The organism is Enterobacter oligotrophicus (assembly GCF_009176645.1).
In the GTDB taxonomy this organism is placed as follows: Bacteria; Pseudomonadota; Gammaproteobacteria; order Enterobacterales; family Enterobacteriaceae; genus Enterobacter; species Enterobacter oligotrophicus.
The window spans coordinates 416,027-432,143 of the sequence record NZ_AP019007.1 but is presented as its reverse complement, the minus strand read 5'-3'; the positions used below and the strand labels follow the sequence as shown (position 1 = coordinate 432,143).

Annotated in this window: 13 protein-coding genes and 1 pseudogene; 11 read left to right on the top strand and 3 right to left on the bottom strand. The window is 52.6% G+C overall.

Translation table 11 applies throughout. From position 1 onward, the window contains the following. The first annotated feature begins 2 nt into the window (after positions 1–2). Together EoCCA6_RS02045 and EoCCA6_RS02040 are read left to right on the top strand one after the other, a co-directional pair. A complete protein-coding gene (locus tag EoCCA6_RS02045; protein ID WP_152081254.1) occupies positions 3–1,085 on the top strand; it encodes an ABC transporter ATP-binding protein in 1,083 nt (360 codons plus the stop codon). Positions 1,086–1,152: 67 nt separating this feature from the next. Further along, a pseudogene (locus EoCCA6_RS02040) lies at positions 1,153–1,945 on the top strand (OmpG family monomeric porin). 34 nt (positions 1,946–1,979) lie between these two features. Here the strand turns inward: EoCCA6_RS02040 and EoCCA6_RS02035 are convergent. Then, positions 1,980–2,990 (bottom strand): LacI family DNA-binding transcriptional regulator, encoded by a 1,011-nt coding sequence (locus EoCCA6_RS02035; RefSeq protein ID WP_152081253.1) that lies wholly within the window; start codon positions 2,988–2,990, stop codon positions 1,980–1,982. 155 nt (positions 2,991–3,145) lie between these two features. Here EoCCA6_RS02035 and EoCCA6_RS02030 point away from each other — a divergent pair, with 155 nt between their 5' ends. The 3 genes from EoCCA6_RS02030 to tyrR all read left to right on the top strand — a co-directional run bounded on the left by EoCCA6_RS02030 (position 3,146) and on the right by tyrR (position 7,246). Then, positions 3,146–4,543 carry a YcjX family GTP-binding protein gene (locus EoCCA6_RS02030; RefSeq protein WP_152081252.1) on the top strand — a complete coding sequence of 466 codons (1,398 nt, stop codon included), beginning with the start codon at positions 3,146–3,148 and terminating at the stop codon, positions 4,541–4,543. Continuing rightward, on the top strand, positions 4,540–5,592 hold the full coding sequence (locus EoCCA6_RS02025; RefSeq protein ID WP_152081251.1) for a YcjF family protein: 1,053 nt from the start codon (positions 4,540–4,542) through the stop codon (positions 5,590–5,592). The genes EoCCA6_RS02030 and EoCCA6_RS02025 overlap by 4 nt, the downstream gene beginning before the upstream one ends. A gap of 112 nt (positions 5,593–5,704) precedes the next feature. Continuing rightward, on the top strand, positions 5,705–7,246 hold the full coding sequence (tyrR, locus tag EoCCA6_RS02020; protein ID WP_152081250.1) for a transcriptional regulator TyrR: 1,542 nt from the start codon (positions 5,705–5,707) through the stop codon (positions 7,244–7,246). Positions 7,247–7,278: 32 nt separating this feature from the next. Here tyrR and tpx read toward each other — a convergent pair whose 3' ends face one another. After that, positions 7,279–7,785, bottom strand: a complete 507-nt coding sequence (gene tpx, locus EoCCA6_RS02015) for a thiol peroxidase (protein ID WP_152081249.1) — start codon at positions 7,783–7,785, stop codon at positions 7,279–7,281. Positions 7,786–7,891: 106 nt separating this feature from the next. On the opposite strand from tpx, the gene ycjG reads away from it, so the two are divergent. After that, on the top strand, positions 7,892–8,857 hold the full coding sequence (ycjG, locus tag EoCCA6_RS02010) for an L-Ala-D/L-Glu epimerase (protein ID WP_152081248.1): 966 nt from the start codon (positions 7,892–7,894) through the stop codon (positions 8,855–8,857). Here ycjG and mpaA read toward each other — a convergent pair. After that, positions 8,854–9,561, bottom strand: coding sequence for a murein tripeptide amidase MpaA (gene mpaA / locus EoCCA6_RS02005; RefSeq protein ID WP_152081247.1), 708 nt, complete (start codon positions 9,559–9,561; stop codon positions 8,854–8,856). The two genes, ycjG and mpaA, sit on opposite strands and share 4 nt — an antisense overlap. Positions 9,562–9,745: 184 nt before the next feature. Between mpaA and EoCCA6_RS02000 the strand changes: the two genes are divergently transcribed. The 5 genes from EoCCA6_RS02000 to tssL all read left to right on the top strand — a co-directional run bounded on the left by EoCCA6_RS02000 (position 9,746) and on the right by tssL (position 16,114). Then, a complete protein-coding gene (locus EoCCA6_RS02000; protein ID WP_152081246.1) occupies positions 9,746–11,362 on the top strand; it encodes a peptide ABC transporter substrate-binding protein in 1,617 nt (538 codons plus the stop codon). Between the two features lie 680 nt (positions 11,363–12,042). Further along, on the top strand, positions 12,043–12,534 hold the full coding sequence (tssB, locus tag EoCCA6_RS01995; RefSeq protein WP_152081245.1) for a type VI secretion system contractile sheath small subunit: 492 nt from the start codon (positions 12,043–12,045) through the stop codon (positions 12,532–12,534). Between the two features lie 40 nt (positions 12,535–12,574). Further along, positions 12,575–14,110, top strand: coding sequence for a type VI secretion system contractile sheath large subunit (gene tssC, locus EoCCA6_RS01990; RefSeq protein WP_152081244.1), 1,536 nt, complete (start codon positions 12,575–12,577; stop codon positions 14,108–14,110). 13 nt (positions 14,111–14,123) lie between these two features. Next, the gene (gene tssK, locus EoCCA6_RS01985; RefSeq protein ID WP_152081243.1) at positions 14,124–15,464 is read left to right on the top strand and encodes a type VI secretion system baseplate subunit TssK; all 1,341 of its coding nucleotides are present in this window, start codon (positions 14,124–14,126) and stop codon (positions 15,462–15,464) included. Further along, positions 15,461–16,114 (top strand): type VI secretion system protein TssL, short form, encoded by a 654-nt coding sequence (tssL, locus tag EoCCA6_RS01980; protein ID WP_152081242.1) that lies wholly within the window; start codon positions 15,461–15,463, stop codon positions 16,112–16,114. The genes tssK and tssL overlap by 4 nt, the downstream gene beginning before the upstream one ends. The last annotated feature ends 3 nt before the right edge of the window (positions 16,115–16,117 follow it).

The following is a 16,117-nucleotide window of genomic DNA, read 5'->3' as shown; positions in this document are numbered from 1 at the left end:
CAATGGCTCAACTTTCACTGAAACATATTCAAAAAATCTATGATAACCAGGTTCACGTGGTTAAGGATTTTAACCTCGAAATCGAAGACAAGGAGTTTATTGTCTTTGTGGGTCCGTCAGGTTGCGGCAAATCGACAACACTGCGAATGATTGCCGGGCTGGAGGAGATCAGCGCCGGGGAACTGGTGATTGATGGCGTGCGCATGAATGATGTACCCGCCAAGTCGCGTGATATCGCCATGGTTTTCCAGAATTACGCGCTTTATCCCCACATGACCGTCTATGACAACATGGCGTTCGGCCTGAAAATGCAAAAAATTGCGCCTGCGGTGATCGAAGAGCGTGTGACCTGGGCGGCGCAAATTCTGGGTTTACGTGACTATCTTAAGCGTAAGCCAGGGGCGTTGTCCGGTGGTCAACGTCAACGCGTGGCGCTGGGCAGGGCGATCGTGCGTGAAGCCGGTGTATTCCTGATGGATGAACCGTTGTCTAACCTTGACGCAAAGCTCCGTGTTCAGATGCGGGCGGAGATCAGCAAGCTGCACCAGAAGCTGAATACCACCATGATCTACGTGACTCACGATCAGACGGAAGCCATGACCATGGCGACCCGCATTGTGATCCTCAAGGATGGCATCATTCAGCAGGTGGGCGCGCCAAAACAGGTTTACAACGAGCCTGCGAACATGTTTGTGGCGGGCTTTATTGGTTCACCTGCGATGAACTTTATCCGTGGCGCGATTGATGGCCGTTATTTTGTCACGGAAACGCTGCACATTGAGATCCCGGAATCGACCCTTGCAATGCTTAATGCCAGGGGATATCAGCGTAAAGCGATCGTATTTGGGATCAGACCTGAAGATATTCTTACGGAACCACAACACGGTAAGGGCATTGCCGCGAAGGTCAGTGTTGCTGAGTTAACGGGTGCTGAATTCATGCTTTATGCCACCGTCGGCGGGCATGAACTGGTTGTTCGTGCCGCTGCAGCGAATGATTATGCCGCAGGCGATAATATTGGCATTCAGTTCGATATGAGTAAATGCCATTTCTTCGATGCTGATACTGAAGCTGCTATTAAATAAAAAAAGATGTTTGCCGGAAATAATTATTTCCGGTTTTTTTGTTGTTTAATTATAAAGGAATATCTTAATGAGTACTCTACTAAGAAGTGCTGCGTTCGTTATGTGCGCAGGGGTAAGTTGCGCCCAGGCGACAGAAACGGCAAAACACTGGGATTTTAATATTGGTGCCATGTATGAAATTGAAAACGTCGAAGGTCAGGGCGACGATAAAGATGGATTATATGAACCTTCCGTGTGGTTTAACGCTACCTGGGATGCATGGACAATTTCACTGGCCATGTATCAGGAAGGCCCTGTTGATTACAGCAGTATGACCCGCGGGACCTATTTCGATCGCCCTGAGTTTGAATTACGTTATCGCTTTATTGGCACAGATGACTTTACGTTTGGTCTGACCGGTGGTTTTCGTAATTATGGTTATCACTTTAAAGATGAACACGGTGCTAAAGACGGCAGCGCGAATATGCAGCGCTACAAAATTCAGCCAGACTGGGATATTAAGTTAACCGATGACTGGCGTTTTGGTGGTTGGTTTGCAATGTACCAGTTTGCGAATGATCTGGAAAAAACCGGTTATTCTGACAGCCGTGTCGAAACGTGCCTATCTGCCGATTGCGTTAGGCAATACCACGCTTACTCCTTACACCCGACTGGGGCTTGACCGCTGGTCAAACTGGGACTGGCAGGACGATCCTGAGCGCGAAGGGCATGACTTTAACCGTCTGGGTTTACTGTATGCCTATGATTTCAGCAATGGTTTATCCATGACGCTGGAATACGCTTATGAATGGGAAAACCATGACGAAGGCGATAGCGATCGCTTCCATTATGCGGGGGTTGGCGTAAATTACGCATTCTGACGGGCAATCCACCAGGGGCTATCGGCCCCTGGTTTTAGCAAAGAGAGGCGGCAATCGTAAAATGCGTATCCACCAGTACACTCTGGGGCGCTGGTTTTCCCGCGATGCGCTTGAACAGCAGATCACAACTCTCTTCCCCTAGCTTACGTGTCGGGATATCAAAACCACCAGGGGTTGGTGTCAGGATCAGCGACAGCATGGGATCGCTGTATCCTGCAACTGCAATCTGTTCAGGGATCATCAGATTTAACTCATCCGCGGCCCGATAGAGGCCGAGCAGTTTCATACTGTCCGTAGCAAATACCGCATCCGGTGGGTTGGCAGACGACAACAACTGGCAGGCCGCGGAGAGAGCATTTTCGTGAGTATATCCGCCGTCGATGATCCACTCCGGGTTAATCGCGATGTTATGCTTTTCCAGGCTGGCCTTATAACCTGCTAGACGATCAATCGACACGTGGTAATTAAGGGGAGCATGCAGGCAGGCAATTTTACGGCGGCCGTGTGTGATAAATGTGTCCGTCAGCGTGAAGCTGTCATGGAAATTATCGGTATCGACGGAGTAGATGTTCTGATAATCCCCCTCCACTTTGCCAATAACGACAACCGGGACGCCATATGCATCCAGCCTTGAGAAAAAGGACTCATTTGCTGGTGAGCTAAGCATGATAATCCCTTTAATCATTTTCTGTTTTATTTTGTTTTCACATTTCAGGAGATCGTCTTCACTGCTTTTTGACGTTTGTAAAATAACGTCAAAACCTTCCTGTTCCGCTTTCGCGGTAATGGCGTGAAGAACATCGGAGAAAAAGGGATTTCCGGCAGTTGTTTTTGTTGAGCGGGTCGAGATAACCATAATGGCATCAAAGCCAGAAGAGGTTAGTGCGCGGGCAAGTTTATTGGGTTGATAATTTAATTCTTCAATCGCCTTCAGCACTTTTTCGCGGGCTTCCGGAGAAATATTCGTTTGTTTATTCAGAACTCTGGACACGGTTGATTTCGAAACGCCAGCAACGCGCGCAATATCATAGATGGTGGGTGACATACACCTTACTCACTCCTGACAGACAGCAATTGCGTTCATCTTACTGGAGAGAAAACGGCAATAGCAATAATTATGAATTGATAATCAACGATCTGCCCCAATTTATTGTATTCTGAAGCAAGTCATTCCAGGCTTCCAGGCAATGAAGGACGGCGATGAAGCGACTTAAAAACGAACTCAATTCTCTGGTGAACCGTGGCGTTGATCGTCATTTACGTCTCGCGGTGACCGGGCTAAGCCGTAGCGGTAAGACGGCATTTATCACGGCGATGGTGAACCAGCTATTGAACCTGCACTCGGGGGCACGTTTGCCGTTGCTCAGCGCGGTGCGGGAAGAGCGCCTGCTTGGCGTTAAGCGTGTCCCGCAGCGTGATTTTGGTATTCCTCGGTTTACCTATGATGAAGGTCTGGCGCAGTTGTATGGTGAGCCACCGGCCTGGCCAACGCCGACACGAGGCGTTAGCGAAATCCGTCTTGCGCTGCGTTATCGGTCCAATGAATCACTGATGCGCCACTTTAAAGATACCTCCACGCTCTATCTTGAAATAGTGGATTACCCTGGCGAATGGCTACTTGATTTGCCTATGCTGGCGCAGGATTATCTGAGCTGGTCCCGGCAGATGACGGGCCTGTTACAGGGACAACGTGCGGAGTGGTCGGCGAAATGGCGACAGCTTTGCGCGGATTTAGATCCTCTGGCTCCGGCAGATGAAAATCGTCTGGCACAAATTGCAGAAGCCTGGACAGCGTATCTGCACCAGTGTAAGCAGGAAGGTTTACATTTCATTCAGCCGGGGCGTTTTGTCCTGCCGGGCGATCTGGCCGGAGCGCCTGCACTTCAGTTTTTCCCGTGGCCGGATGTAGACGGCGCAGGGGAGTCAACGCTGGCCCAGGCAGGCAAACATACCAATGCCGGCATGCTCCGCGAGCGTTACCACTACTACTGCGAAAAAGTGGTGAAGGGGTTCTATAAGAACCACTTTTTACGCTTTGACCGCCAGATTGTGCTGGTGGACTGTTTGCAGCCGCTCAACAGCGGGCCGCAGGCGTTTAACGATATGCGTCTTGCACTGACGCAGTTAATGCAAAGTTTCCACTACGGGCAGCGCACGCTGTTCCGTCGCCTTTTTTCTCCGGTCATCGACAAGCTGCTGTTTGCGGCTACCAAGGCCGATCATGTTACGGTCGATCAGCATGTCAATATGGTGTCACTGCTGCAGCAACTGGTGCAGGATGCCTGGCAAAACGCCGCTTTTGAAGGGATCAGCATGGATTGCCTGGGGTTGGCGTCGGTACAGGCGACCCAGAGCGGACTGATTGACGTTAACGGCGAGAAAATCCCGGCACTGCGTGGTAATCGCCTCAGTGATGGTAAACCGCTTACCGTCTACCCCGGCGAAGTGCCTGCCCGTTTGCCTGGGCAGGCTTTCTGGCAGGGGCAGGGCTTCCAGTTTGAAGCATTTCGCCCGCAGGCCATGAATGTTGACCAGCCATTGCCGCATATTCGTCTGGATGCGGCGCTGGAATTTTTGATTGGAGATAAATTGCGATGACGGAACCGTTAAAACCGCGCATTGATTTTTCCGGGCCGCTTGAGCAAACGCAGCCGGAGGCGTTTAAAACGGCGCAGACCTTCAACGGCACGCAGGCAGACAATTTTGCGCCAGCACTCATGGAAGAGCCATTTGTTGAAGAAGGACCAGCAGAAGCCGTCGTTGACGCTGCATTGCGCCCGAAACGCAGCCTGTGGCGCAAAATGGTCACCGCCGGACTGACACTTTTCGGTGTGAGCGTCATCGGCCAGGGTGTGCAGTGGGGAATCAACGCGTGGCAAACCCAGGATTGGGTTGCACTGGGCGGCTGCGCTGCCGGGGCATTGATTGTTGGCGCGGGTGTCGGGTCGGTTGCGACCGAGTGGCGACGCCTGTGGCGTTTGCGACAGCGCGCGCACGAGCGTGACGAAGCGCGGGATTTATTACACAGCCACGGAACCGGTAAAGGGCGTGCATTCTGTGAAAAACTGGCGAGTCAGGCAGGGATCGACCAGTCGCATCCGGCGCTTCAACGCTGGTATGCCGCCATCCATGAAACCCAGAACGATCGGGAAGTGGTTACGCTCTATTCCCACATGGTGCAGCCGGTACTGGATGCTCAGGCGCGCCGTGAGATCAGCCGGTCAGCCGCTGAATCCACGCTGATGATTGCCGTCAGCCCGCTGGCGCTGGTGGATATGGCGTTTATCGCCTGGCGTAACCTGCGCCTGATTAATCGTATCGCCAGGCTTTATGGCATTGAGCTTGGCTACTACAGCCGCCTGCGACTGTTCAAACTGGTCCTACTGAATATCGCCTTTGCGGGTGCCAGCGAGCTGGTGCGCGAAGTAGGAATGGACTGGATGTCGCAGGACCTGGCTGCGCGCCTGTCAGCGCGTGCGGCGCAGGGGATAGGTGCGGGTCTGCTGACCGCCCGCTTAGGCATTAAAGCGATGGAAGTGTGCCGTCCGCTACCGTGGATTGACGGCGATAAACCGCGACTGGGCGATTTTCGTCGTGAATTGATTGGGCAGCTTAAAGAGACGCTCAATAAAAAACCGGATCAGTGACTGTTTTGTATACTAATCGTGCTGGCTGTCAATATTTGTTGACAGCCATCTTCCCGATCACCGTGATCTGACATATTATTTTAATGTTATTGGCTTAAACGGTGAATTTCCCATGCGTCTGGAAGTCTTTTGTGAAGACCGTCTCGGTCTGACCCGTGAGTTACTCGATCTTCTTGTTTTACGTAGCATTGATTTACGTGGCATTGAGATCGACCCTGTCGGGCGAATTTACCTCAATTTTGCCGAAATTGAATTTAACACCTTCAGTAGCCTGATGGCGGAAATCCGCCGTATCGCTGGCGTTACGGATGTCCGCACGATCCCCTGGATGCCGTCAGAGCGTGAGCACCTGGCGTTGAGTGCATTGCTGGAAGCGATGCCGGAACCGTTCTTGTCGCTGGATCTGAAAAGTAAGGTTGAGCGTGTCAATCTGGCGAGCTGCCAGCTGTTCGCGCAGAGCCAGGAAAAGCTCAGCAACCACCACGCCACGCAGCTTATTTCCGGCTTTAATTTCCAGCGCTGGCTGGACAGTAACCCGCAGAACACCCACAGCGAGCATGTCGTGATCAACGGGCAGAATTTCCTGATGGAGATTACGCCGGTGTATCTGAAAGGAGAAAACGACACCCGCGTACTGACCGGTGCGGTGATTATGCTACGCTCCACCGTTCGCATGGGACGTCAGCTGCAGAATCTCTCCAGCCAGGATGTGGGAGCGTTCAGCCAGATCATTGCGGTGAGTCCAAAGATGCGCCATGTGGTTGATCAGGCGCGTAAACTCGCGAATCTTACCGCGCCGCTGCTGATTACAGGTGATACCGGCACCGGTAAGGATTTACTGGCTCATGCAGTGCATCAGGCCAGTCCGCGTGCGTCAAAACCTTATCTGGCGCTGAACTGTGCGTCGATCCCTGAAGATGCCGTGGAAAGCGAACTGTTCGGCCATGCGCCGGAAGGGAAAAAAGGGTTCTTCGAACAGGCGAACGGTGGCTCGGTACTGCTGGATGAGATCGGTGAAATGTCTCCTCGCATGCAGGCCAAACTGCTGCGCTTCCTGAATGACGGGACGTTTCGCCGTGTCGGGGAGGATCATGAGGTGCATGTTGATGTGCGCGTGATTTGCGCGACTCAGAAAAACCTGGTTGAACTGGTTCAGAAAGGCGTGTTCCGCGAAGATCTCTATTATCGTCTGAATGTACTGACGCTTACTATCCCGCCACTGCGCGATTGTCCTCAGGATATCATGCCGCTGACGGAGCTGTTTGTGGCGCGTTTCGCCGACGAGCAGGGCGTGCCGCGTCCGAAACTCTCCGCTGATTTGGGGACGGTGCTGACGCGCTACGCCTGGCCGGGCAACATTCGCCAGTTGAAAAATGCGGTCTATCGCGCGTTGACGCAGCTTGAAGGGTACGAATTGCGTCCACAGGATATCCTGCTGCCGGATTACGATGCGGGCACGGTGTCGGTGGGCGAAGAGGCGATGGAAGGCTCGCTGGATGATATCACCAGCCGATTCGAGCGCTCGGTGTTAACACAGCTTTATCGCAGCTATCCGAGTACCCGTAAGCTGGCCAAGCGTCTTGGCGTATCGCATACCGCAATTGCGAATAAGCTGCGCGAGTATGGACTGAACCAGAAAAAAAGTGATGAGTAAAAAAAAGCCTCTGCAAAGAGGCTTTTTTATGTTTACGCTTTCAGCACGCTGAGCGCCGCGGTGTAATCCGGCTCGGTGGTAATTTCGTTTACCAGTTCGCTGAACACGACGTTGTCGTTTTCATCGATGACCAGAACTGCACGCGCCGCCAGGCCTTTCAGAGGGCCTTCTGCAATGCTAACACCGTATTTCTCAAGGAAATCCGGGCTGCGCAACGTGGAAAGGGTGATGACATTGCTCAGACCTTCTGCACCGCAGAAACGAGACTGGGCAAACGGCAGGTCAGCAGAAATGCACAATACAACGGTGTTGTCCATTTCAGTCGCCAGCTGGTTGAATTTGCGCACGGACGCGGCGCAAACGCCGGTATCGATGCTTGGGAAAATGTTCAGGACTTTGCGTTTGCCAGCAAACTGGCTCAACGTGACGTCAGACAGATCTTTAGCCACCAGAGTAAAAGGCTGTGCTTTGCTACCAGACTGCGGAATGGAACCTGCAACAGCAACCGGGTTGCCCTGGAAATGAACGAGTTGTGACATAGATATCTTCCTGTTTACAAATAGTTAACGTCGTGGCTAGTGTATGCCAACAGCAGATAACACGGCAAACCAATTTTTCGCCTTACCGGGCCGCAAGGAGTCAGTGATGAGAAGTGTTAAGGTCTATGAAGAAGCCTGGCCATTGCATACCCCGTTTGTGATCTCCCGCGGCAGCCGAAGCGAAGCCTGCGTGGTGGTGGTCGAAATAGAAGAAGACGGCGTGAAGGGCGTGGGGGAATGTACGCCCTATCCCCGTTACGGTGAGAGCCTTGCCTCAGTGATGGCGCAAATCATGACGCTGGTGCCAGATCTGCAAACTGGCCTCACGCGTGAGTCGCTTCAGCGGCGATTACCTGCCGGTGCAGCCCGTAATGCTATCGACTGTGCACTCTGGAGCCTGGAAGCCGTTCAGCACCAGCAATCCATTCCGTCTGTGCAGGGTGTTACGCTTCCGGATTCGGTAGTCACGGCGCAAACGGTGGTGATTGGCGAGCCTGAACAGATGGCGGCGAGTGCGAAAGCGCTGGCCGATTCTGGTGCGACGCTGCTGAAGGTAAAACTTGACGATCGTTTAATCAGTGAACGGATGGTCGCCATTCGTGCGGCGGTGCCGGAGGCTACTCTGATTGTCGATGCCAACGAGTCGTGGCATAGCGAAGGACTGGCAGCGCGATGCCAGCTACTGGCCGATCTGGGTGTAGCCATGCTGGAACAGCCGTTGCCGGCAAATGAAGATGCTGCACTGGCGAATTTTATTCATCCTTTGCCCATCTGTGCGGATGAAAGTTGCCACACGCGTGAGAGCCTTCCCGCGCTGAAAGGTCGCTATGAGATGGTGAATATTAAGCTCGATAAAACCGGTGGCTTAACTGAAGCCCTGGCCCTGGCTGAGGAAGCGCAGGCGCAGGGATTTGCCTTAATGCTGGGCTGTATGTTGTGTACATCCAGGGCGATCGGTGCGGCGTTACCGCTGGTGAATAAGGTGCGTTTTGCCGATCTGGATGGCCCAACCTGGCTGGCAGTAGACGTTTCGCCAGCCCTGAAGTTTACTACCGGCGTGCTTCACCTTTAAGGCTGCCACCGCAGGAGCCCTGTCATTGCCTTGAGGTATTTTTCGCTTGCCTCATCGGAGGATATTGGCGGGAATTCTGCGGTGATGCAGTGTAAACCCAGGTCGGCGCACCAGCTACCAAACGAGCCGGGCGTTTCATAGCCAACGCTGGTGACGAGGGGAAGGGCAAACGCCTCTGCCAGCCACTGACCAAGCGCCGTATGGCGGGGATCTTCAATACAGGCCAGTGGATCGTGGAAAGAGACAACCCAGGCGGGGTGGATCTTATGAATAAGCTGGCACAACGCCTGTGTCTCCGGTTCTGAGCCTGGTTTTTCACCCGTTAATAAGACAACGTCACGCTCCTCGGCTGAACTGTTCCAGCGATACACCGTTTCACCGGCACGCCAGTTTGCCGCCGGGAAATTCCGGTTTAAGTCGATACCACGTGCATTAGCGCGTAGCCCAAGCTGGCAGCCATCCGGGTTGACGGTCAATATAACGTGATGACGGCGTAGCTCGGGAGCGAGGGTGCGCAGTGCACACGACAGCGTCACGATGGAGGCGTTCTCGTCGCCGTGTGTGCCTGCAATGATTAAACCACTGTTACGATCGGCCTCAGGTGCCGGAAACCATATTAGCGGCGCGCCTAAAAATGAGCGGCCATAATGCTCGGTTCCAGGTGGAAAAGCGCCACGTTCTGTTCTTGGTCTGGTGAGGGTCATAGGTGATCCTGATAATGAAATCTCTTCTGGCAGTGTTGTGCAAAACTCACGGTTAATCAAATAGTTTCCGTGCGCGCGGAAAATTGCCGGATATCAACTTTCCGGATGAAGATATTTGCATTTCTCTCTGTCGAAACAAATAATTACGCATCTGCCCGTTACCTGACGTCTAAAAGGAAATCTCATGAAGCATCCTGTTTCGCTGCTTTGCTCTGCGCTGTGGTTGTGCGGACTCTCTTCATTCTCTTATGCTGCTGACGTGCCACAGGGAACGGTACTGGCGCAAAAACAGGAACTGGTTCGGCATATCAAAGATGAACCCGCATCGCTTGATCCGGCAAAAGCCGTGGGATTACCGGAAATTCAGGTGATCCGTGACCTTTATGAAGGGCTGGTGAACCAAAACGAAAAAGGGGAGTTGATCCCCGGTGTCGCGACTCGCTGGCAAAGTAGTGATAACCGCGTCTGGACGTTCTCCCTGCGTGATAATGCCAAATGGTCTGATGGTACTCCGGTAACGGCGCAGGATTTTGTCTATAGCTGGCAGCGTCTGGTGGACCCAAAAACGACCTCTCCCTTTGCCTGGTTTGCTGCACTGGCGGGCATTAAGAATGCACAGGCGATAATCGATGGTAAAGCAGCTCCGGATACGCTTGGCGTAACGGCGGTGGATGCTAAAACATTGCGCGTTCAACTAGATAAGCCGCTACCGTGGTTCAGTAACCTGACGGCTAGCTTTGCATTCTATCCGGTACAGAAGGCCAACGTTGAAAGCGGCAAAGCGTGGACGCGCCCTGGTGCCCTGGTGGGTAACGGCGCTTATGTCCTGAAAGATCGCGTGGTCAATGAAAAGCTGGTTGTTGAACCGAACGAGTATTACTGGGATAACGCCAGAACGGTTCTAAAAAAAGTGACTTTTGTCCCAATCAATCAGGAGTCTTCAGCAACCAAACGTTATCTTGCGGGTGATATTGATATCACCGAATCATTCCCGAAAAATCTGTACCAGAAGCTGAAAAAAGATATTCCGGGGCAGGTGTATACGCCGCCGCAACTGGGCACTTATTACTACGCATTCAACACACAGAAAGGCCCAACCGCCGATGCGCGGGTACGTCTGGCGCTGAGTATGACCATCGATCGCCGGATTATGGCGGAAAAAGTGTTAGGAACCGGTGAAAAACCGGCATGGCATTTTACGCCGGACGTCACGGCCGGTTTTACGCCGGAAACTTCGCCTTTTGAACAGATGTCACAGCAGGAACTCAATGCGCAGGCAAAAACATTATTGCAGGCTGCAGGCTATGGCCCACAGCGTCCGCTGAAGCTGACGTTGCTTTATAACACCTCTGAAAACCATCAGAAAATTGCCATTGCCGTGGCATCCATGTGGAAGAAAAATCTGGGCGTTGACGTCAAACTGCAGAACCAGGAGTGGAAAACGTACATTGATAGCCGCAATACCGGGAATTTTGACGTGATCCGCGCCTCATGGGTTGGAGATTACAATGAGCCATCAACGTTCCTGTCACTGCTGACGTCAACCCACAGCGGCAATATCTCCCGGTTCAACGATCCTGTGTACGATAAGATAATCAACCAGGCAACACTTGAAACCACCGAGAAGGCGCGAAATGCAGACTATAACAAGGCTGAGAAGCTCCTTGCTGAAAAAGCACCGATAGCGCCCATTTACCAGTACACCAATGGTCGTTTGATCAAACCGTGGGTGAAAGGGTATCCGATTAATAATCCGGAAGATGTGGCGTATAGTCGTACAATGTATATTGAGAAGCACTGATGAATACCGGTTGCCTGCTGACGCCAGGCAACCACCACTAAATCCAGAGCAGGCAAGCACCCGATCTTTCTTACACCCTCCCGCCAAAGCAAACTGTAATTTTCTGATGTATTCATTGTCCTTAATATGCTGCTCGTAAAAAACAACAGGCAGAATAGTATTGATACGAGGAATATCCTTCAAAAATACATTTGTATCAGAATTACAGACACGCATTTTGTTTAACCAGAGACGCCTCTGGACGTTTTATCTGTATTAACGTAAAGCCTAACACCCATTCTGAAGTCCAGTTTTGGACTATTTCCCTGTTGTCACCTGTAACAAAATGAGTCGATAGCACAACGTGATTCCGTTCCGTATTTTAGCGTTAGTGGCTATCGCTGTTTGCGGATTATATTGATTTGGATCAGGTAATGATCAAACGTAAACAATAAGTCTGTTTATTTTCTTGATAACAGCTATTCGCTCCACTTTTTTGTGAATAAATAGTCAAAATTTCGTAACCTGAGTGCTTATCTGGCATTCTTCGTTGTTTACATTTAGTGGAAAATTCTTAAGAAATTTCCTATAGCAGATCTTTGATCTGGTAAGTTGATCTATAGCGGTCTTTTGTTCTACTATGGGTTTGTAAAGAAGCGTCGTTCACTCAACAATTATTTCTTAAATGGAAAGGGACAGCTATGGCCGATACGTTCCAGAATGAAGTGCCTAAGGCACGCATCAATTTAAAATTAAGTCTGCACACGGGGGGCGCACAGAAAAAAGTCGAGCTGCCGCTTAAACTCCTTACCGTGGGTGATTTCAGTAATGGCAAAGAAAACCGCCCATTATCTGAAAGAGAAAAAATCAACGTCAATAAAAATAACTTCAACAGCGTACTTTCAGAATTTAACCCGGAAGTGAATCTCACCGTTCAGAATACCCTGGCGGGTGACGGTTCGGAAGAGAGCGTTAAGTTACATTTTTCCGATATGAAAGATTTCGAGCCTGAGCAGGTCGCCCGTCAAATTCCCCAACTCCGCGCCATGCTGGCCATGCGTAATTTATTACGCGATCTGAAATCCAACCTGCTGGATAACGCCACTTTCAGAAAAGAACTTGAGAAAATTCTTAAGGACCCGGCGCTGTCTCAGGAATTACGCGACGAAATGAGTGCGCTGGCCCCGAAATAAGCGGTGCGCGTTTTTTAATGGATTAACCGGGAATATGCTTATGTCTGTGAAAACTGAAAACGCCTCCGCTCAGGGGCAAAATACCGTACTGGAAAAAGAGAGCGTTTACGCCTCTCTGTTTGAGAAAATTAACCTGACTCCGGCCTCCAGCTTGGGCGATATTAATGACTTCCTTGATGATGCCGCACTGTCCGATGCGCCTGCGGGTGAACGTCTGACGGCAGCGATGCAGGTCTTTATGGACTGTATCCGCAAATCCGGCCAGCAGGTAGATAAGCTCGACAAAACGCTGATTGACCACCATATCGCGGAACTGGATTTCCAGATTAGCCGCCAACTGGATGCGGTAATGCACCACGAAGCGTTCCAGAAAGTGGAATCCCTGTGGCGTGGCCTGAAACAACTGGTTGACAATACCGATTACCGCCAGAATGTCAAAACTGAAATCCTGGACGTCTCCAAAGACGATCTACGCCAGGATTTTGAAGACGCGCCGGAACTGATCCAGAGCGGCCTGTACTGGCATACCTACACCGCCGAATATGACACCCCTGGCGGCGAGCCGATTGGTTCGGTCATCTCCTCGTATGAATTTGACGCCAGCCCGCAGGACATTGCGCTGTTACGCAATATCTCCAAAGTCTCCGCTGCCGCACATATGCCATTTATCGGCTCCGTTGGCCCGAAATTCTTCCTGAAAGAGTCGATGGAAGACGTCGCCGCCATCAAGGATATCGGCAACTACTTCGACCGTGCGGAATACATCAAGTGGAAATCGTTCCGCGATACTGACGACTCCCGCTATATCGGGCTGGTGATGCCACGTGTGCTGGGCCGTCTGCCATATGGTCCGGACACCGTACCGGTACGCAGCTTCAACTATGTTGAGCAGGTGAAAGGCCCGGATCACGAGAAATACCTGTGGACCAGCGCGTCGTTTGCCTTTGCCTCCAACATGGTACGCAGCTTTATCAATAACGGCTGGTGTGTGCAGATCCGCGGGCCGCAGGCGGGTGGTGCAGTGAAAGATCTGCCGATCCATCTGTATGACCTCGGTACCGGCAACCAGGTGAAAATCCCGTCTGAGGTGATGATCCCGGAAACCCGCGAATTTGAATTCGCCAACCTCGGCTTTATCCCGCTGTCGTACTACAAAAACCGCGACTACGCCTGCTTCTTCTCGGCGAACTCCGCCCAGAAACCAGCGCTGTATGACACCGCGGACGCCACGGCCAACAGCCGTATCAACGCGCGCCTGCCGTACATCTTCCTGCTGTCGCGTATCGCGCACTACCTGAAGCTGATCCAGCGTGAAAACATCGGTACGACGAAGGATCGCCGCCTGCTGGAACTGGAGTTGAATACCTGGGTGCGCGGTCTGGTTACCGAAATGACCGATCCGGGCGACGAACTGCAGGCATCCCATCCGCTGCGTGACGCGAAGGTGGTGGTGGAAGATATCGAGGATAACCCTGGCTTCTTCCGCGTGAAACTGTTCGCGGTGCCGCACTTCCAGGTGGAAGGCATGGACGTGAACCTGTCTCTGGTTTCCCAGATGCCGAAAGCGAAAGCGTAAGGCGGGAGCGGGGATGAAAATTTATCGTCCGTTATGGAATGACGGGGCGTTCCTGGCCCCGCAGCAATTCCAGCAGCAGGCCCGCTGGGATGCTCACGTTGCTGATACCGTTTCCCGGATGGTGCTGGCACACTCATGGGGTGTGCTGTGCGCTGAGTTTGATGATGGCGCGCTTACGCTCGCCCGACTCAATGCCACACGTCTGGCAGTGCGCTTTGCCGATGGAACACTGGTGGATACTGAGTTGGCTGACAACCTGCCGCCGGTCTGTGATTTATCAGCGGTGACGCAGGAGAGCGTGGAGGTGCTGGCGTGTCTGCCTCTCCTCAGTGCTAACGGCGGTAATCTTGATGACGGGCGGGACAGTGTCCGCCCGCGTCGCTGGCAGTCCGAGCGGGTAACGGTTCAGGAACTGGCCGGACATGAGCGCAGCGAGTTGGCGGTGTTGCGCTATGCGCTGACGTTACGTTTATCGACTCAGGAAAACAGCGCCTGGCTGACCTGTCCGGTGGCGAAGCTAATCCGTAACGCACAGGGCCAGTGGATTTTCGAACGGAGTTTTATTCCTCCGTTGTTGGCTCTGTCCGCAAGTCCGACACTGGTCAGTGAACTGGGCGATCTGTTGCATCGCCTTCAGGCGCGTCGTAAGCGTCTGATGGCGATGCGTCGCGAAAGTAACGAACGGATGGCGGATTTTGCCGTGGCGGATGTTTCCCTCTTCTGGTTGCTTAATGCCCTGAACAGCGCAGAGCCGGTTCTGACGGAGTTGTACCAGTCGCCGTCCCGCCATCCCGAGTTGCTATACCGGGAACTGTCACGACTTGCCGGTAGCCTCCTGACCTTCTCCCTCGATCATAATGTCGACGATATCCCTTGTTACAGGCATGGCATGCCAGAAACGGTGTTCCCGCCATTGTTTACCCTGCTGGACCAGCTTCTGGAAGCCAGCCTGCCGTCACGGGTTATCGCAATTACCCTTGAGCAGGGCGATGACCGGGAGATTTGGCGCGGCAAATTGCACGATGCGCGGCTCCGCGAGGGGGCTGATTTTTATCTGTCCGTGCGTTCCTCTATGCCAAACCACGAACTGCAGACTCGTTTTCCGCAGTTGTGTAAAGCAGGCAGCCATGATGAGGTCTCTGAAGTGGTGAATATCGCCCTGAGCGGAATGGTGATTAAACCGCTGAGCCATGTTCCAGCCGCCATACCGTTGCGTCTCGAGAATCAGTATTTTGCTCTGGATCTGTCCTCTGATGCGGCCAGGACCATGCTGGAAGCCGGAAACTGTACCTTCTATACCCCGGAATCTCTTGGCGAAGTGAAACTTGAACTGTTTGCGGTACTGCGCTCATGAATACGCCTGATATTGACCTGATAAATAAAACCTTTTATCCGGGCTGGCTGATGGTCAGCCAGTTGCGCAGTGGACAGGAGATCAAAGACGGAGATGCGCTCTACCGCCGGGCCTGTCGCTGGGTAAATGACGCCCGAGAATCGCTGACGCAGGCCGGATTCAGTGAAACTAGCTGCGAACGGATGCTGTATGCCTACTGTGCGCTACTGGATGAGAGCGTAATGAACCGTGACAAACAGGATGACGGGTACCGCAGATGGCGTAAAGACCCGCTACAGGCCCGTTTTTTCAGCACCCTGAATGCCGGGGAAGAACTGTGGGAGCGTATCCGTACAATTCTGCGCGAACCGGCACCGGATGTGGCAGTGCTGACATGCCTGTACAGAACCTTGCAACTGGGTTTTGTCGGGCAGTACCGCGAACAGGACGACGAACGTCGGGAGGATGTGATTCGGGCGCTTGGCGAACAGGTTCCGTCATTCACTCTGGCGCAGGAGGCTCCAGTGGTGGTCAGAGCATCCCGTTTAAGTAGTGGACGCCGAATGTACTGGCTGGGTTGGATGACCGGTTTTGCGGTGTTGGCGGGGCTGTGGTTCACGTTCTCTTCTGTCCTGTCGCAGATGGTAGCGCAGATCGCAGGGCAGGGATAAGGC